This window comes from Rhizobium sp. WYCCWR 11152, assembly GCF_013087615.1.
Lineage (GTDB): Bacteria > Pseudomonadota > Alphaproteobacteria > Rhizobiales > Rhizobiaceae > Rhizobium > Rhizobium indicum.
The window spans coordinates 320,353-338,244 of the sequence record NZ_JABFCP010000020.1 but is presented as its reverse complement, the minus strand read 5'-3'; the positions used below and the strand labels follow the sequence as shown (position 1 = coordinate 338,244).

At 60.3% G+C, this 17,892-nt stretch carries 18 protein-coding genes; 14 read left to right on the top strand and 4 right to left on the bottom strand.

Annotated features, from left to right (window positions below; all coding sequences use genetic code 11):
• The first annotated feature begins 59 nt into the window (after window positions 1-59).
• From G9X67_RS29060 to hisC, 3 genes are all read left to right on the top strand, one after another.
• Complete coding sequence (locus G9X67_RS29060) at window positions 60-1,250, top strand: MFS transporter (protein ID WP_138331907.1); 1,191 nt, start codon at window positions 60-62, stop codon at window positions 1,248-1,250.
• Window positions 1,251-1,347: 97 nt separating this feature from the next.
• Window positions 1,348-2,598 carry a flavodoxin-dependent (E)-4-hydroxy-3-methylbut-2-enyl-diphosphate synthase gene (gene ispG / locus G9X67_RS29055; RefSeq protein ID WP_138331906.1) on the top strand — a complete coding sequence of 417 codons (1,251 nt, stop codon included), beginning with the start codon at window positions 1,348-1,350 and terminating at the stop codon, window positions 2,596-2,598.
• Between the two features lie 16 nt (window positions 2,599-2,614).
• Window positions 2,615-3,676 carry a histidinol-phosphate transaminase gene (hisC, locus tag G9X67_RS29050; protein WP_138331905.1) on the top strand — a complete coding sequence of 354 codons (1,062 nt, stop codon included), beginning with the start codon at window positions 2,615-2,617 and terminating at the stop codon, window positions 3,674-3,676.
• Between the two features lie 9 nt (window positions 3,677-3,685).
• Here the strand turns inward: hisC and G9X67_RS29045 are convergent, their stop codons facing one another.
• Window positions 3,686-4,600, bottom strand: coding sequence for a polyprenyl synthetase family protein (locus G9X67_RS29045; protein ID WP_171600256.1), 915 nt, complete (start codon window positions 4,598-4,600; stop codon window positions 3,686-3,688).
• Between the two features lie 135 nt (window positions 4,601-4,735).
• Between G9X67_RS29045 and mtgA the strand changes: the two genes are divergently transcribed.
• From mtgA to G9X67_RS29020, 5 genes are all read left to right on the top strand, one after another.
• Window positions 4,736-5,473, top strand: coding sequence for a monofunctional biosynthetic peptidoglycan transglycosylase (mtgA, locus tag G9X67_RS29040; RefSeq protein ID WP_128460421.1), 738 nt, complete (start codon window positions 4,736-4,738; stop codon window positions 5,471-5,473).
• Between the two features lie 146 nt (window positions 5,474-5,619).
• A complete protein-coding gene (locus G9X67_RS29035) occupies window positions 5,620-6,342 on the top strand; it encodes a DUF1868 domain-containing protein (protein ID WP_138331903.1) in 723 nt (240 codons plus the stop codon).
• Between the two features lie 13 nt (window positions 6,343-6,355).
• Window positions 6,356-7,003, top strand: a complete 648-nt coding sequence (locus tag G9X67_RS29030) for a glutathione S-transferase family protein (RefSeq protein ID WP_138331902.1) — start codon at window positions 6,356-6,358, stop codon at window positions 7,001-7,003.
• A 155-nt stretch (window positions 7,004-7,158) separates the two neighbouring features.
• Entirely contained in the window at window positions 7,159-7,344 is a 186-nt protein-coding gene (rpmF, locus tag G9X67_RS29025) for a 50S ribosomal protein L32 (protein WP_003543812.1), read from the top strand.
• Between the two features lie 145 nt (window positions 7,345-7,489).
• The gene (locus G9X67_RS29020; protein ID WP_138331901.1) at window positions 7,490-7,897 is read left to right on the top strand and encodes a hypothetical protein; all 408 of its coding nucleotides are present in this window, start codon (window positions 7,490-7,492) and stop codon (window positions 7,895-7,897) included.
• On the opposite strand, the gene phaR is transcribed toward G9X67_RS29020, so the two are convergent.
• Window positions 7,892-8,464 carry a polyhydroxyalkanoate synthesis repressor PhaR gene (gene phaR / locus G9X67_RS29015; protein WP_171600255.1) on the bottom strand — a complete coding sequence of 191 codons (573 nt, stop codon included), beginning with the start codon at window positions 8,462-8,464 and terminating at the stop codon, window positions 7,892-7,894. The genes G9X67_RS29020 and phaR overlap by 6 nt on opposite strands.
• A gap of 238 nt (window positions 8,465-8,702) precedes the next feature.
• Here phaR and G9X67_RS29010 point away from each other — a divergent pair, with 238 nt between their 5' ends.
• Both G9X67_RS29010 and G9X67_RS29005 read left to right on the top strand, forming a co-directional pair.
• Complete coding sequence (locus tag G9X67_RS29010; protein ID WP_171600254.1) at window positions 8,703-9,884, top strand: acetyl-CoA C-acetyltransferase; 1,182 nt, start codon at window positions 8,703-8,705, stop codon at window positions 9,882-9,884.
• Between the two features lie 71 nt (window positions 9,885-9,955).
• Window positions 9,956-10,681 carry a beta-ketoacyl-ACP reductase gene (locus tag G9X67_RS29005; protein ID WP_138331900.1) on the top strand — a complete coding sequence of 242 codons (726 nt, stop codon included), beginning with the start codon at window positions 9,956-9,958 and terminating at the stop codon, window positions 10,679-10,681.
• Window positions 10,682-11,282: 601 nt separating this feature from the next.
• Here G9X67_RS29005 and G9X67_RS29000 read toward each other — a convergent pair.
• The gene (locus tag G9X67_RS29000) at window positions 11,283-11,540 is read right to left on the bottom strand and encodes a YMGG-like glycine zipper-containing protein (RefSeq protein WP_003589657.1); all 258 of its coding nucleotides are present in this window, start codon (window positions 11,538-11,540) and stop codon (window positions 11,283-11,285) included.
• Window positions 11,541-11,567: 27 nt separating this feature from the next.
• Entirely contained in the window at window positions 11,568-11,723 is a 156-nt protein-coding gene (locus G9X67_RS28995) for a DUF3309 family protein (RefSeq protein ID WP_007632343.1), read from the bottom strand.
• An 817-nt stretch (window positions 11,724-12,540) separates the two neighbouring features.
• Here G9X67_RS28995 and G9X67_RS28990 point away from each other — a divergent pair.
• From G9X67_RS28990 to G9X67_RS28975, 4 genes are all read left to right on the top strand, one after another.
• On the top strand, window positions 12,541-15,813 hold the full coding sequence (locus G9X67_RS28990) for a helicase-related protein (protein ID WP_171600253.1): 3,273 nt from the start codon (window positions 12,541-12,543) through the stop codon (window positions 15,811-15,813).
• A 2-nt stretch (window positions 15,814-15,815) separates the two neighbouring features.
• Complete coding sequence (locus G9X67_RS28985; protein ID WP_138331898.1) at window positions 15,816-16,220, top strand: RNA-binding S4 domain-containing protein; 405 nt, start codon at window positions 15,816-15,818, stop codon at window positions 16,218-16,220.
• 194 nt (window positions 16,221-16,414) lie between these two features.
• The gene (gene fdxA / locus G9X67_RS28980; protein ID WP_171600252.1) at window positions 16,415-16,753 is read left to right on the top strand and encodes a ferredoxin FdxA; all 339 of its coding nucleotides are present in this window, start codon (window positions 16,415-16,417) and stop codon (window positions 16,751-16,753) included.
• Window positions 16,754-17,147: 394 nt separating this feature from the next.
• Complete coding sequence (locus tag G9X67_RS28975; RefSeq protein ID WP_003543775.1) at window positions 17,148-17,720, top strand: CarD family transcriptional regulator; 573 nt, start codon at window positions 17,148-17,150, stop codon at window positions 17,718-17,720.
• The last annotated feature ends 172 nt before the right edge of the window (window positions 17,721-17,892 follow it).

Below are 17,892 nucleotides of genomic sequence, written 5' to 3'. Positions count from 1 at the left end.
ACGTCATAGAGTTTAGGGAAACCGGGCGGGTGAAAGCCCGGCAATGAGGAAGACCGGAAATGGATAGTCATGTGAGTGCGCCGGGAGCCCGGAGCGGCTTCATTACCAGAAGCAGGGCGGCGGTTTCCCTGCTCTTTCTTATGAATGGTTTTGTCGTCGGCTGCTGGGCGCCGAAGATCCCGGATTTTGCCGAGCGTCTGGCGCTGACCAAGTTCGAGCTTGGGCTGATGATCCTGGTCTTCGGCGTCGGCTCGCTGGTCATGATGCCGATCGCCGGTGCGCAGATCGCCAAACACGGCTCGCGTGTCGTCGTTCAGGTCCTAGCTGTCTGTGTGCTGCCGTTGCTGCTGGCATTGACGCTCGCGCCAAACGTGCTCACCGGGGCAATCTCGCTCTTCCTGTTCGGCGGCTTCATCGGCGCAATGGATGTGGCGATGAATGCCAATGCAGTGTCGGTCGAGAAATCCATGCGCCGCGCCATCATGTCGTCCTGCCACGCTTTCTGGAGCCTTGGCGGACTGATCGGCTCAGGTCTCGGCGGCATCGTGATCTCCAAGCTCGGCATTCTCGGCCATGCGCAGCTGGCGACGGTGCTGGCGGCAATCTTCCTTGCCGTCGCCTGGCCGATGATCCTTGCGGATCCGCCGCATCCCGACACCAAGAAGGAAAAGACGAAGCTGCCGATGGTGCCGCTGCCGTGGCTGCTCGGATTGATGGCGCTGTTCAGCATGGTGCCGGAAGGCGCTGTTCTCGACTGGGGCGCGCTCTATCTCCGGCAGGAACTGGACGCGTCCGTCGCGCTTTCCGGTCTTGGTTTCGCAGCCTTTTCGGCCACCATGGCCATCATGCGCTTTGGCGGCGACCTGGTGCGCGACCGCCTGGGCGGCGTCAAGACGCTACGCATCTGCACTTTATTTGCCATTGTCGGCATGCTGCTTGCTGGCCTGGCGCCCAATGCCGAGCTTGCCATCCTGGGCTTTGCGTTTTGCGGTATCGGCATTTCCAACATGGTGCCGATCGCCTTTTCGGCGGCGGGGAATATTCCCGGCCTCAAGCCCGGCATCGGCATCTCGGTGGTCACGACCATGGGTTATTCCGGCATGCTGGTTGCGCCCTCGTTGATCGGCTTCGTCGCCGAGCATATCGGTTTTGCCGTCGTTTTCATGGCGCTACCGGTGCTGCTGCTCGTCGTTCTGCTGCTGTCCAACCTGGCCCATTATGCCGATGAGACTTCCGGAGGCGGTCACTGAGCCGCCTCCCAACAAAAGTGATATCAGGGGCGGTTGACAAGCAGCCGGCCTTGATCCACCTGAAAAGCACTGTTTTTTAGGGGTGCAAGAACTCTCCATGTCTTCAGCCGTCGATTTTGATCCGAAACCGCGCCGTGCTTCCGTTGCCGTCGATGTCGGCGGTGTCATCGTCGGCGGCGGGGCGCCGGTCGTCGTGCAGTCCATGACGAACACCGATACGGCCGATATCGATTCCACCGTCGCGCAGGTCGCCGCTCTCCACCGGGCGGGTTCGGAACTGGTGCGCATCACCGTCGACCGCGACGAGAGTGCGGCCGCCGTGCCGAGGATCCGCGATCGGCTGCTGCGCCTCGGCATGGACGTGCCCTTGATCGGCGACTTCCATTACATCGGCCATAAGCTGCTCGCCGATCATCCGGATTGTGCCGAAGCGCTGGCGAAATACCGCATCAACCCCGGCAATGTCGGCTTCAAGGACAAGAAGGACAAACAGTTCGCCGAGATCATCGAGATGGCGATCCGCTATGACAAGCCGGTGCGCATCGGCGTCAACTGGGGCTCGCTCGATCAGGATCTGCTGACGGCGCTGATGGACCGGAACGCCGAAGCCGGATCGCCGCTTTCGGCCCGCCAGGTGACGCGCGAGGCGATTGTGCAATCGGCGCTGCTGTCGGCTGCCCTTGCCGAAGAAATCGGCCTGCCGCGCAACCGCATCATCCTGTCGGCCAAGGTCAGCCAGGTTCAGGACCTGATCGCCGTCAATTCCATGCTCGCCGAACGCTCCAATCATGCGCTGCATCTCGGCCTGACCGAAGCCGGCATGGGCACCAAGGGCATCGTCGCCTCGTCGGCGGCGATGGGCTTCGTGCTGCAGCACGGCATCGGCGATACGATCCGCGTGTCGCTGACGCCCGAGCCGAACGGCGACCGCACCCGCGAAGTCCAGGTGGCGCAGGAAATCCTGCAGGTCATGGGCTTCCGCCAGTTCATACCTGTCGTTGCGGCCTGTCCCGGCTGCGGACGCACGACGTCGACGGTGTTTCAGGAGCTTGCCCAGAACATCCAGAACGACATCCGCAAGAACATGCCGGTCTGGCGCGAAAAATATCCTGGCGTCGAGGCGCTGAACGTCGCCGTCATGGGCTGCATCGTCAACGGGCCGGGCGAAAGCAAACATGCCGATATCGGCATTTCGCTTCCGGGCACCGGCGAAACGCCGGCCGCCCCCGTCTTCATCGATGGCCGGAAGGCGCTGACATTGCGCGGTCCCAATATCGCCGCCGATTTCGAGGCGCTTGTTGTCGACTATATCGAGAAGCGTTTCGGCCAGCGGACGGCGGCGGAATGAACGCCCGCAACTTCGGATGAGCCAGTACTGGTCGCCAATCGTCAGCAAGCTTCGGCCCTATGTCGCGGGCGAGCAGCCCCGTCTCGCGAACATGGCCAAGCTCAATACCAACGAAAATCCTTACGGGCCGTCTCCGAAGGCGCTCGAGGCGATCCGGGACGCGGCGGACGATCGTCTGCGGCTCTATCCCGATCCCACTGCCACGGAATTGCGCGAGACGATCGCGGCTCGTTTCGGCCTGACGGCTGAGGAAGTATTCGTCGGCAATGGCTCCGACGAGGTTCTCGCGCATGCGTTCCAGGCGCTGCTGAAACACGAGCGGCCGCTTCTCTACCCCGATGTGACCTACGCCTTCTATTCGACCTATAGCCTGCTATACGGCGTCGAAGCGATCGAGGTGGCTGTTGACGATGGGTTCCGGATCCGGCTGGAAGATTACGACAGGCCCTGCGGCGCGATCATCATCCCCAATCCGAATGCGCCGACCGGCATCGGCTTGCCGCTTGCCAGTATCGAAGCACTTCTTGCCACCCATCCGGATGCGGTCGTCGTCATAGACGAGGCCTATATCGATTTCGGCGGCGAGAGCGCCGCCGGGCTCGTTTCAACCTATCCCAACCTACTGGTGATCCAGACCCTGTCGAAGTCCCGTTCGCTTGCCGGTCTGCGCATCGGCTTCGCGCTGGGGCAGCGGCCGCTGATTGAGGCGCTGGAGCGGGTCAAGGACAGCTTCAATTCCTATCCGCTCGATCGTCTGGCGCAGCTTGCGGCGACGGCGGCGATCAAGGACGAGGCGTGGTTCGAGACATGCCGGAGGAACATCATCGCCAGCCGGGAAAGCCTCGTCTCTGAACTTGGACCTTTGGGTTTCGAGGTCTTGCCGTCGCAGGCGAATTTCGTTTTCGCGAGGCACCAAAGCCGTTCAGGGGCAGCGCTTCAAGCCGCCCTGCGGGAGCGCGGCATTCTCGTCCGGCATTTTGCCAAGCCGCGTATTTCGGACTTCCTGCGGATCAGCATCGGCACGGATGAAGAGTGTGCCCGTCTGGTCTCCGCTCTCAAGGAGATATTGTCCGCCTGACCTGTCGCTTCAGCTTTTTCGGTCGGCGATGAAATGCGCCGCAGCAATGAGGATCGAGGCACGGGCGCCGTAGGGAGCAAGCAGCGCTTCGGCATCGCGGACGTGCTCACGGAGCTGGGTCTCGGCCCATTCCATGCCGCGCAGGGCGACGAGTGTTCCCTTGCCGCGGGCCGCATCCTTGCCGGTCGCCTTGCCCATGGTCGCCGCATCCGAGGTCAGGTCGAGAATGTCGTCGGCAAGCTGGAAGGCAAGGCCGATCTTTTCGCCGAAGGCGCGCAGGCGGCGACGATCTTCCGGCGGGCTTGCCGAGATGACGGCGCCGGCTTCACAGGCGAAGCGGATCAGCGCGCCTGTTTTCATCGCCTGCAGGCGGATGATGCCGGCCTCGTCGGGGGCCTGCTTTTCCGCCGCGAGGTCGAGCGCCTGGCCGCCGGCCATGCCGCCGAGACCGGCTGCGCGGGCAAGGGCCAGCACCAGCGATGCCTTGCTCGTATCGGCAAGGGTCGTTTCCGGCGCGGCGATGATGTCGAAGGCGTAGGTCAGCAGGCTGTCGCCTGCGAGGATCGCCGTCGCTTCGTCGAACTTTATGTGTACCGTCGGTTTGCCGCGGCGCAGGTCGTCATCGTCCATGGCCGGCAGGTCGTCATGCACGAGGGAATAACAGTGGACGCATTCGAGAGCGGCGCCGACGCGAAGTGCCGCCTCGGCGTCGCCGCCGAGAAGGGCTGCACTTTCGACGACGAGAAACGGGCGTAGCCGCTTGCCGCCGTTCAGCACGGCATAATGCATGGCATCGCGCAGCGTCTCGGGCCTGGCGATTTCATCGGAAAGGGCACTCGGTGAAAGCAATGCGTCGAGCAGCGCCTCGATGTCGCGGGCGTTGTTCTTCAGCCTCGTCTCGAAAGTGTCCCGGTTCGCGTCCATGGGCGCTGTTTGGCATGAGCGCCCCCGGGCTTGCAACGGAATTGTCGATGGCGGCAGCAAGATTCGCCGCACACTCTGGCATAAGCTCTGCACAGGCGTTATGAGAACGACAGGAGCGAAATCGGACTGGGGACATTGGATATAGCGCCGGAAAGAGAGGACAGCGTCGACATGCCGGCTCGTCGGCGATGGTTCGGAGACGGGCGTGTGTTGAAACGCATTGTTCTTGCCGTACTCGTCTTGCTGATTCTTCCCTATGCGCTGATCTTTTTCTATCTGCTGCCTTTCATTCATCCCGTCTCGACGCTGATGCTGCGCGATCTCGTGCTGCTGCGGGGTTATGACAGGCAATGGGTGTCGCTTGATAACATTGCCCCGGTTGTGGTGCAGTCGGTGATGATGTCGGAGGACGGGCAATATTGCTTTCACGGCGGTGTCGACTGGGCGGAAATGCGCATGCTGGTCGAGGATACGCTGAAAGGTCAGGCGACACGTGGCGGCAGCACCATCCCGATGCAGACGGCGAAAAACCTCTTCCTCTGGAACGGCCGCTCCTTCGTGCGCAAGGCGCTGGAACTTCCGCTCGCGGTGAGCACGGATTTCGTCCTGTCGAAACGGCGGCTGATGGAAATCTATCTCAATATCGCCGAATGGGGTCCCGGCATTTACGGTATCGAGGCGGCGGCCCAGCATCATTTCAAGGTGCCGGCCTCGAAGCTGACGCGGCGCCAGGCATCGCTGCTTGCCGTCTCGCTGCCGAACCCGATCGACCGCAATGCCGGCAAGCCCGGACGAGGTCTTCGCCGGCTCGCCGGCGTAATCGAGAGACGCGCACAAGGTTCGGGCGATTACATCAGGTGCATCTATGATTGAGATCAGAACTTATCGTTAGAACAGGATGTCGTCCGAAAACCGCTCACACTTTTCGGTATCGTGCTCGAGACGTGGCAAGTGTCATCTGACATTCTTGGTTCTGCCATATGGGCGAATGCAGTCCAACCAGAGCCCCCGAGTCGCCCATGACCATCACGACATTTTCGCCCGAGCTTCTCTTTTATTCGAAGAGGCACAATCCAACCCCGCCCGCCCATCTCGGCAGCCGTTATCGCAAGGTCGGCGGCTTTCTGCCGGAAGCCGGCAACACCATCGTTTGCCATATCGAGAAGGGTTCGCAAACGCAGGCGGTGCTGATCGAGGCGCGTGAGAAATATCTGGCGATGCCCGAAGCCCCGCAGTTCCTCTTCACGCCGATATCAAGCATTCACATGACACTTTTCGAAGGTGTCATCGAGACCAGGCGCCGCCAGGATTGCTGGCCGGGCGACCTGCCTCTCGATACGCCGATCGACGACATGATAGCGCTGATGGCGGCCCGGCTCGAAGGTTTCTCGATGGCCGATCCCTTCAAGGTCGCCATCGTCGAAGCTCGCCCGTCGGGCCTGCTCGTCGACGGGGCGACGGAGAGAGACCGCAAGGTCATGCGCGCCTGGCGCAATGCGCTGGCCGAGCTTCTGGGCTATCGCCAGCCGAACCATGAGGACTATAAGTTCCACATGACCTTCGCCTATGCGATCGAACGGTTGGAGGACGAAGCCTTGCCGCGATGGCAGGCAATGCTCGACAACGTGGCCGACGATGTCCGCCGCAAGGCCCCTGTTTTCGAGCTGACCCCGCCGGCATTCTGCCTGTTCGAGGACATGAACCATTTCCACGAATTGTTGATCTTCGATTTTGAAGCCTGAACGGGAGAAGCCCATGGATAGACCGACGCTCTACATCGCCAACAAGAACTATTCCTCCTGGTCGTTCCGGCCGTGGATGGCGCTGACGGGCGCCGGCGTCGATTTCGAGGAAGTCCTGATCCCCTTCGACTATCCTGGTGGCAACCCCGATATCAAGGCGGTCTCACCGACCGGGCGAGTACCACTTCTGCAGCACGGCGCATTGAAGATCTGGGAATCGCTGGCGATCATCGAATATGTCGCCGAGCTTTATCCGGACGCCGGCCTTCTGCCGAGGGATCGCGCCGAGCGGGCGCTCGCCCGTTCGGTTTCGATGGAAATGCTTTCGGGCTTCCGGGCGCTGCGCGGTGCCTGCCCGATGAATATCCGCCGGCCGAAGGGCAAGATCGCGTTGCCGGATGGTGTCGACGCCGATATCAGCCGCATCGAGACGATCTGGCGCGACCTCCTGCAGCAATCCGGCGGACCGTTTCTGTTTGGCGCGTTCAGCGGGGCGGATGCGATGTTTGCGCCTGTCGTCAACCGGTTCGAAATCTATGATCTCGTCAGCCAAAACGATACGCTGGCCTATATGGAGACCATGAAGGCGCATCCGGCCTGGCGGAAATGGGAAGAGGCGGCCCGCGCCGAGCCCTGGATCGTGCCGGAAGACGAAGTCTGAGCCTGGAATCATCGGCTTTGCAAAAAATACGCATGGGGACTGGTCAAGGTCACCCCTTGCATGTATAAGCGCGCCAAATTCCGAAATCGCGACATGTCCGTTTCGGCCGCCGGTGTGGCCGTGGGAATGTTTTGCCCGCAAGTGGAGTAAGAGAAATGGCTGTACCGAAGAGAAAAACAAGCCCGTCCAAGCGCGGTATGCGCCGTTCGGCAGACGCCCTGAAGGCTCCGACCTACGTCGAAGACAAGAATTCCGGCGAACTGCGCCGCCCGCATCATATCGATCTGAAGACCGGTATGTATCGCGGACGCCAGGTTCTGACGCCGAAGGAAAGCGCATAATTTCCCGATCCGGCTTGTCCGATCGAAGTTTCAAGGCCGGCGTCACGCCGGCCTTTTGCATTTCGACAATATAATATTTGCAATGACTTGCGGTGGGGCAAGGGTTTGCGGCAGTATTGTTCCATGATGCACTGGGAGATTGCCGATGATAGCCGCCATGCCCCTGATGATTATCCCATTTATTCTTTACAATCTTGCGATGCTAGGCCTGATGGGCAATGGCGGCATTCCAGCACTGCAACATGATATCATCGTGCTGTCGATGATCTCGGGCGCGATCTGGAGCATGGCGCTCGGTGATCTTTTCATCGTCATCGCACTTGTCGTGCTGTTCTTCGAAATCCTCAAAGCGACCAGAACTGGTCCCGGCAATCTCGTCAACCACATGCTGTCGATGCTGGTGTTCATCGCTTTCCTGGTCGAGTTTTTGCTCGTCCGGGATGCTGCGACGCAGGTCTTCTTCATTTTGATGACGATCGCTCTGATCGATGTCATCGGCGGTTTTGCCGTATCGATCCGAAGCGCCGGGCGGGATGTCTCGATCGGATTATAGGTTGTCGAGTTTGTTCTGAAGGGCGCGGAGCTGGTCCTTCAGCTCATCGATATCCTTGGCCTCGGCCTTGCGGCTTTCCTTGGCAGGCGGCGTCATGAAGGGCGAGAACATCTGCATCGCCTGCTGAAACAGCTCGGTGTTGCGGCGAACATGGTCCTCGACCATCTGCATCGGCAACTGCAGGTTCTTGCCGAGCGGCGTTTCGCCGAAGGCGCGGTTTACTTGCTCGCGCATCTGGGCCTGTTGTTCGGTGAAGGAGCGCATCGAATGTTCGAGAAAGCTCGGCACGACCATTTGCATCTGGTCGCCGTAATAGGTGATGAGCTGGCGCAGGAAGGAGATCGGGAGCAATGTGTTGCCGGTCTTCGATTCCTGTTCGAAGATGATCTGGGTCAGCACCGAATGGGTGATGTCATCTCCGCTTTTTGCATCTTGTACGTTAAATTCTTCGCCCTTCTTCACCATCTCCGCCAGGTCTTCCAGCGTCACATAGGTGCTGGTGCCTGTGTTGTATAGGCGGCGATTGGCGTATTTCTTGATAACGATCTGACCCTCATGCTTCGCCATATCAGTCTCCTGAACCCCCGTCTGATTTATGGATATTCCTCCACTTGAGACTGTAAACGCAAAAGAAGGCCGGTGACAATCTCTTTGTGCGATGCGGCAAACCTTTAACAGAGCAGATGAATTGGGCTTTGAAAGGCTTTGCCGAAAAATGACAGCAGCCGGTCTTCGCGTTTGACTTGTGCTCCAAGCTTTGCCAGTTTCCACTTATGTAAGTGAGACGAAAACGAGGAGCGTCCCCATGAGCAATCCATCCATCGTCATCGCCAGCGCAGGGCGAACAGCAGTCGGCGCCTTCAACGGTGCTTTCGCGACGGTCCTCGCGCATGAGCTCGGGGCGGCCGTCATCAAGGGCGCGCTTGAGCGTGCCGGCGTCGATGCCGGCGAGGTGGATGAGGTCATCCTCGGCCAGGTGCTTGCCGCCGGCGAGGGTCAGAACCCGGCCCGCCAGGCGGCGATGAAGGCCGGCATTCCGCAGGAAGCGACGGCCTGGGGCGTTAACCAGCTCTGCGGCTCGGGCTTGCGCGCCGTCGCGCTCGGCATGCAGCAGATCGCCACCGGCGACGCCAAGATCATCGTTGCCGGCGGCCAGGAATCCATGTCGATGGCCCCGCATGCCGCGCACTTACGCGGCGGCGTCAAGATGGGCGACATGACGATGATCGACACGATGATCAAGGACGGCTTGACCGACGCTTTCCACGGCTACCACATGGGCATCACCGCCGAGAATGTTGCGCGCCAGTGGCAGCTTTCGCGCGACGACCAGGATCAGTTCGCCGTCAGTTCGCAGAACAAGGCGGAGGCAGCGCAGAAGGCCGGTCGCTTTGTCGACGAGATCATCCCCTACGTCATCAAGACACGTAAGGGCGACGTTACGGTCGATGCTGACGAATATATCCGTCACGGCGCGACTATCGAGGCGATGGGGAAGCTGCGCCCGGCCTTCGACAAGGACGGCACGGTCACGGCCGCGAACGCGTCCGGCCTCAACGACGGTGCCGCTGTGGCGGTGCTGATGAGCGAAGCGGAGGCGGTCCGGCGCGGCGTCCAGCCGCTCGCCCGCATCGTTTCCTGGGCAACAGCGGGTGTCGATCCGCAGATCATGGGCACCGGACCGATCCCGGCTTCGCGCAAGGCGCTCGAAAAGGCCGGCTGGTCGGTCAACGATCTCGATCTCGTCGAAGCCAATGAGGCCTTCGCGGCGCAAGCCTGTGCCGTCACCAAGGATCTCGGGTGGGATCCGTCGATCGTCAACGTCAATGGCGGAGCGATCGCGATCGGCCATCCGATCGGCGCCTCCGGTGCGCGCGTTCTCAACACGCTGCTGTTCGAAATGAAGCGCCGCGGCGCCAAGAAGGGTCTCGCCACGCTTTGCATCGGGGGTGGCATGGGTGTGGCCATGTGCTTTGAAGCGCTTTAAATAGCATACGATCCATGTTTGATTGAAGATCCCGCCAAGCGGCGGGGCGAAAAACAAAAGGGGAGCGGAACATGAGCAGAGTGGCTTTGGTCACCGGGGGTACACGCGGCATCGGCGCGGCAATATCCATGGCACTGAGAAATGCCGGATACAGGGTCGCCGCCAGCTATGCCGGCAACGACGAGAAGGCCAAAGCCTTCCACGACGTTACCGGCGTTCCGGTGTTCAAATGGGATGTTTCGGATTATCTCGCCTGCGGCGAGGGAATTGCCAGGGTCGAAAGCGAGATCGGCCCGGTCGAAATCCTCGTCAACAATGCTGGCATCACCCGCGACGCGATGTTCCACAAGATGACGCAGCAGCAATGGCACGAGGTGATCAATACCAACCTCACCGGCCTGTTCAACATGACGCATCAGGTCTGGACCGGCATGCGTGACCGCAGCTTCGGCCGTATCGTCAATATCTCGTCGATCAACGGCCAAAAGGGCCAGATGGGCCAAGTGAATTATTCGGCGGCCAAGGCGGGCGATCTCGGTTTTACCAAGGCGCTGGCTCAGGAGGGGGCGAACAAGAACATCACCGTCAACGCCATTTGCCCCGGTTACATCGGAACGGAAATGGTGCTTGCCGTGCCGGAGAAGGTGCTGAACGAACGTATCATTCCGCAGATCCCCGTCGGCCGGCTCGGCGAACCGGAAGAGATCGCGCGCTGCGTCACCTTCCTCGTCTCCGACGATGCCGGCTTCATCACCGGTTCGACGCTGACGGCCAATGGCGGACAGTTCTTCGCCTAGGCTTTCTGTCTTCACGTCGACATTAGGAATTAGATTCAAAGCGATGGCGCGTCCGGCAGGATCGCGCCATCGCTGTTTATGGGCGTCTCGTGATGCCGGTTGCGATTTTGTGGCCGGAGCAGTCGCGCTGTTTCGAGAAGATCAAGAGCGGCGGTCTGTGTTCGGACGTCGCTGTGGCCGAACTCTGGCCGGCACTTTGCGCAGCGAAAGATCATTGGCGCTGAGGGCTGATATTGCGGTTGTCAGGAAAGCCGACGCGATGAGAACGGCGACGAGGGAATTCAGCAAAATCTGAATCATGGAAGCGTTTCCTTTCCGGTGCGCCGGGCGGCTCTGCCTGTCCGTTGCGCTCCAAAACAGGATGATCTTAGGCCGGGTCGGCCTAAAATCATCCTGTTCTACATTTACAGTGAGAGCATGATGTCGTCCGAAAACCGCTCACACTTTTCGACATCATGCTCTGAAGGAAATATGTGCCTGCCCGTTGGGCGGCGCTAGATTTGACTTTCGCAACCGATTGTCAACGTCTCGTTGACGGATACGACCGGCAAAGAAAACGGGCGCCGAAGCGCCCGTTGGGAGTCCGATATGCTTGTGCCGATCAGCGGCAACGAGCCTCATAGCGGCGACCGTAGCGGTCGCGATAGACGCAGTAGCCGCGGCGTTCGACCGACTGGCCGATCAGAGCGCCAGTCAGACCGCCGGCAACGGCGCCGACGGCGGCACCACCCCAGCTGTTGGTGACGACACCGCCGATAACAGCGCCAGTGCCGGCGCCGATCGCCGTGCCTTGCTCGGTCGCTGTGCAAGATGCGAGTGCGCCCACGAGCGCACCAATAAGAACAATCTTCTTCATCATGTCGTAACTCCCCAGGTTAGTTGGCCTTTAGACGCGGCCCATTAGTACAAGGATAATGATAATCACGAGAACTAGCCCCAAACCGCCAGAAGGTCCATAGCCCCAGCCACGGCTATAACCCCAATTCGGCAAGGCTCCAATCAAGAGCAGAATGAGGATAACAAGTAGTATCGTGCCAAGCATGGTGTGTTTCCTTCATTTCATCCGCAATTTGGATGGACTGGAAACACGTATTGGCGATTTTTGTTCCCGGTTAAGCTCTGGAAATGTGACGAAGCCTGATTCACGGTTTAATTTCCGTCATTTCCGAAAATTGCCGCTATGGTTAAAAAGACATTTAAATACAATATGTTGCGGTGAACAAAGCGGGAAAATCGCGATGTCGCCGATTCGTCAGCGATTCGTTCCGTTTTTGATCGGCGAGGTGGCCGCCCCTGAGTTAACGCTGCGACTTAACGCCGTCTGAATCCGGTTTCCGAAAGATTAATGCCGATTCGACGAGGGCGGGGCGAAGGATCTGCCGCCCATGCGCATCTAGGACCTGGACCTGATAGCGCCACAAGATGTGGGCGTGAACGAAAGGCGAAAACGGCGGAGTCAGCGATTCGTCTCCGATTCGTTCCGGCTTTGGTCGAGAGGTTAATTTCGGGCGGATTTTCGCCTATCCAAGATCGGGCGGGAATTGCGGAGTCGCGATAGCGAAAATATGAACAGGTGAGAGTCTCGCGATTCAGCATCTAGTGGGAAAAAGTGATTCAAAATCAATACTTAGCCGTGAACAAAAGCTGAATCAGCGGGAGTCATCGATTCGTCGCTGATTCGTTCTTGCGCTGTTCCGAATCGGAAATTCGGGCGTTCCACGGGACTCGCAAAGGTCGTAATCCCCGATGCATTTTGAAATCTGCCCTTGCGTTTGCGACGGCAGCTGTCCATGTGTTGTCCAGCTTCCATCGAGGAGCCGAGATTTTCCTGGGGCCACCCGCCTCATTTGCATGGACTCATGACTCTGATTTCGCAGCCGATGATTCTGAGCGGGCGCGGTGTGACCGCGGTGCTCGGGCCGACCAATACCGGCAAGACCCATTATGCCATCGAGCGCATGGTTGCGCACGGGACGGGCGTGATCGGCCTGCCACTTCGGCTTCTGGCGCGCGAGGTCTATACGCGGGTGGTAGAGAAGGTCGGCGCGCAGAATGTGGCGCTGGTCACCGGCGAGGAAAAGATTTCGCCGCCCAATGCGCGTTTTTCCGTCTGCACTGTCGAAGCGATGCCGCGCGAGACCAAGGCCGCCTTCGTCGCGATCGACGAGGTGCAGCTCGCCGGCGATCTCGAACGCGGCCATATCTTCACCGACCGCATCCTGCATCTTCGCGGCCGCGAGGAAACGCTGCTGCTCGGCGCGGCAACGATGCGGCCGATCCTGCAGCAGCTCCTGCCCGGCATCACTATCGTCGAGCGGCCGCGGCTTTCGCATCTTTTCTATGCCGGGCAGAAGAAGATCACCCGACTGCCGCAGCGCTCGGCCATCGTCGCCTTCTCTGCCGACGAGGTCTACGCCATCGCCGAGCTTATTCGCCGGCAGCGCGGTGGCGCGGCGGTCGTGCTCGGCGCGCTCAGCCCACGCACCCGCAATGCGCAGGTGGCGCTCTATCAGGCGGGCGACGTCGAATATCTGGTGGCGACCGATGCGATCGGCATGGGCCTCAACCTCGATGTCGATCACGTCGCCTTTGCCCAGGACCGGAAATTCGACGGTTACCAGTTCCGCAATCTCAATCCGGGCGAACTCGGCCAGGTCGCCGGGCGCGCCGGACGGCATGTGCGGGACGGTACCTTCGGCGTCACCGGGCAAGTCTCGCCCTTCGACGACGAACTGGTGCAGCGCATCGAGGGGCACGAATTCGACAACGTCAAGGTTTTGCAGTGGCGGACGACGGAGATGGACTTCTCCTCAATCGCATCGCTGCGCGCCAGCCTTGAGGTGGGACCGCGCGTGCCGGGGCTGACGCGGGCGTTGCCTGCGGTCGACCAGCAGGCGCTGGAACAGCTTTCGCGCTATCCCGAGGTCATCGATCTTGCCGACAGGCCGGCGCGCGTCGAAAAACTCTGGGAGGCTTGCGCGCTTCCCGATTATCGGCGTATCACCCCAGCACAACATGCCGATCTTATCTCGACCCTCTTTTCCGATCTTGTCCGCTATGGCACGGTGAATGAGCAGTTTCTTGCGGAGCAGGTTCATCGCTCCGATCGAACAGATGGGGAAATTGACACGCTTTCGGCGCGAATCGCGCAGATAAGGACCTGGACCTACGTTTCGAATCGGCCCGGTTGGCTTGCCGATCCGACACACTGGCAGGAAAAGACGCGGGAAATCGAAGATCGATTGTCCGACGCGTTACATGAAAGGTTGACGAAACGCTTTGTTGATCGCAGGACATCTGTGCTCATGAAGCGCCTGAGAGAGAATGCGATGCTGGAAGCTGAAATCAGTGTGAATGGCGATGTCTTCGTTGAAGGACATCATGTAGGGCAATTGAGCGGGTTCCGTTTCACGCCGGTGGCGGGAACGGACGGACCGGATGCCAAGGCGGTTCAGGCTGCGTCGCAGAAGGCGCTCGGGCTCGAGTTCGAAGCCCGCGCGGCCCGGATGCATGCCGCCGGCAACAGCGATCTGGTGATCGGTTCGGATGGGTTGATCCGTTGGCTGGGCGACCCGGTGGCGCGGCTTTCGGGCAGCGATCACATCATGCGTCCGCGCGTGATCCTGCTGGCCGACGAACAACTGACGGGCAATGCCCGCGATCACGTCGCCGCCCGCATCGAGCGCTTCGTCAATCATCATATCAGCACGGTGCTGAAGCCGCTCGATGATCTGTCGCGCGCCGAGGATCTGCAGGGCCTTGCCAAAGGGCTTGCCTTCCAGCTCGTCGAGAATCTCGGGGTGCTCTTCCGCCGCGACGTGACCGAAGAGGTGAAGTCGCTGGACCAGGAGGCCCGTGCCTCCATGCGCCGCTACGGCGTGCGTTTCGGCGCCTATCATATCTTCGTTCCCGCACTTCTGAAGCCGGCGCCGGCCGAGCTCATCACGCTGCTCTGGGCGCTGAAGAACGACGGTCTCGACAAGCCCGGCTACGGTGATCTCATTCCGGTGCTGGCCGCCGGCCGCACCTCCGTCGTCACGGATCCGACCTTCGAGCGGATGTTCTACAAGCTCGCCGGCTTCCGTTTCCTCGGCAAGCGAGCCGTACGCATCGACATCCTGGAACGGCTGGCCGATATCATCCGTCCGCTGCTGCAATGGAAGCCCGGCCAAAACAACCGTCCGGAGGGCGCCTATGATGGCCGCCGCTTCACGACGACGACGGCGATGCTGTCGATCCTCGGTGCGACGCTTGAGGACATGGAAGAAATCCTCAAGGGTCTCGGCTATCGCGCCGATGCCGTGAAGGCGGAAGAGGCATCACTACATCTTGCAGCGCAGGACGTGGCCTCGGTGCCTGCCGCCAGCGCACAAACGCCTGCGGAAGAGACAGCCGAGAAGGCCGATCACGACGATGCCGATGGCGCTGCGGAAGAGACTGCTGCCGAGCCATCCGCAACCGAGGCGGCTTCGGCGGTCGCCGACGCGCCGGTGACGGAAGCGGTCGAAACTCCCGCTCCGGCCGAAGCGATCGAGGCACCCGCTCCCGCGGAAACCTCTGCTGCCGGGGAAACCTCCGCTCCTGCGGAAGCGGTATCGGCTTCCGAGGAAGCAGGATCTGCTCCTGGGGAAGCCGGCGAGCCGACGGAACCGAAGCCGGTTCTTCTGTGGCGTCTTGGCGGTCGCAACGACAATCAGCGCCAGGCGCGCGGCGGGCATGGCGAACGCCGTGGCGGCCAGGGCGAGCAGCGCGGTCAGAACCAGGAGCGCGGCGACCGCAATCGCCGGCCGGGCGGCGGTGAAGGCGGCGAGGGCAATCGCAATGGCGACGGCCGCGACAACAATCGCCAGAACCGTGGCAAGGAAGGCGGCGGTCGCGATGGTGGCCGGCCGCAGCAGGCAAGAGGCGACCGCAATAACCAACCACGGGGCGACCAGCCGCGCGGTGACCGGCAGGACCGTGGCGATCGCAAGGATCGCGGCGAGCGTAACGATCGCAACGACCGCAACAACAATCGTGGCGGCTCGCAGCCGTTGCGCTTCGAGGCCAAGCCGCCGCGCAAGGAGAAGCCGATCGATCCGGATTCGCCTTTCGCCAAGCTCGCAGCTCTCAAGGAGCAGATGAAGAAGTAATCATGAGCGGGGAGACACAGCCGACAAGCGGTTCGCGCCAGCGCATCGACAAGTGGCTGTTCTTCGCGCGCATGGTGAAGTCGCGCTCGCTGGCGCAGAGCCATATCCAATCGGGCCATGTGCGCATCAACGGCGAGCGTTGCAGCCATCCAAGCCAGATGGTCAAGCCGGGCGACCGTATCGAGCTAACGCTGGAGCGGCGCGATGTCGTTCTCGTCATGCGCCTTGCCGGCGAACGGCGGGGGCCTTACGAAGAGGCGCGCCTGCTCTACGACGACCAATCCCCGCCGCCCGATGAGGCAAAACGTCTCACGGCCTACGAGCAGGCGATCCGGGCGACCGGCACCGGCCGTCCGACCAAAAAGGAAAGACGTGCAATCGACAGGCTGATGTCGGACGAGGATTAGAAAACTCTGTCTGCGGCGGCGGCTTTTGCAGATCGTTTATCCTTGAAATCCGGCGATAAAGCCGATAGGTCACTGACAACCTGCCGGAAGCGTGCTTGCCTCCCAAGCCTGCTCACGCTTTTCCTCCGGCACGGGGATAGGCGCGACGTTCCAGGTTGCCCGGCCCCATCCGCATGGAAATCCTGGAGTTCTTCATGACCTATGTCGTGACCGACAATTGCATCAAGTGCAAATACACCGATTGCGTGGAAGTCTGCCCTGTCGACTGCTTTTATGAGGGCGAGAATTTCCTCGTCATCCATCCCGACGAGTGCATCGATTGCGGCGTCTGCGAACCTGAATGTCCCGCCGAGGCGATCAAGCCCGATACCGAGCCGGGCCTCGACAAATGGCTGAAGATCAATACCGAATATGCCACGAACTGGCCGAATATCACGGTCAAGAAGGACCCGTTGCCCGAGGCCAAGGAAATGGATGGCGAGACCGGAAAATTCGAGAAGTATTTTTCGGAGAAGCCCGGTTCCGGCGATTGAGACAGCACCCACATTCGGCCCCCGGATTCGGGCGGCCGCGGGGCGAAACGTTTTTAAAAGCTGCGTGAGGCATATGGGTGACATGTGTTGCCCGCATGACTCAAGCGAAGCAAATTATTGATTTCCTCATATTTTTATGATAGGTTTCGTCTACTGTTCCATTTGTGGCATGACGCATGCCCAAAACCATCACGAAAGCAAAACAAATCCGTACACGGTTTCCGTGACATATCAACGCTTTGAGCGCCGGGTCCCAAGATCGTGCGCAAGAAGTCTTTGCTTTTGCCCGATGGGACCAGAGTGAAGTCACCCGACGGATACTACCGTCTCACCCGGGCCTGACTGACCCGGCTCCGGCCGCCGCCGGAAGCGTAACAGGGAGTTTTTGAATAGAATGACGACTCAGCAGAAAAAGCCTTCTACAGCACGTCACGGCTTCAAGACCGGTGAATCGATCGTCTACCCCGCTCATGGCGTCGGTACCATCACCGCTATCGAAGAGCAAGAAGTTGCCGGCATGAAGCTCGAACTTTTCGTTATCGATTTCGAGAAGGACAAGATGCGTCTGAAGGTTCCGGTCGCGAAGGCGATGAGCATTGGTATGCGCAAGCTTTCGGAAACGGATTTCGTCGAGCGTGCTTTGAAGGTCGTGCAGGGCAAGGCGCGCGTCAAGCGCACCATGTGGTCCCGCCGCGCCCAGGAATATGATGCCAAGATCAATTCCGGCGACCTGATTTCCATCGCTGAAGTCGTGCGCGATCTCTATCGTGCCGAGAACCAGCCCGAGCAGTCCTATTCCGAGCGCCAGCTTTATGAGGCTGCGCTCGACCGCATGGCGCGCGAAATCGCCGCTGTCAACAAGATGTCGGAAACCGAAGCCGTTCGCCTCGTCGAGACCAATCTCAACAAGGGTCCGAAGCGCGGCAAGGCGATCGAAGAAGACGATTCACAGGACGAAGCCGCATAAAAGCGACGCCTGTCTTCTATCAAAAAACCCGGCCTTCGAGCCGGGTTTTTTTATTGGAACTTTTTCCCGACTGCCGCGTTTATCACACGTAATTGCGAACTGCTCGTCGGGCAACGGCCTCAACGGGCGAACTGCTATTCCGTCAATGTTCGATGAGGAGCGGATCATGCCT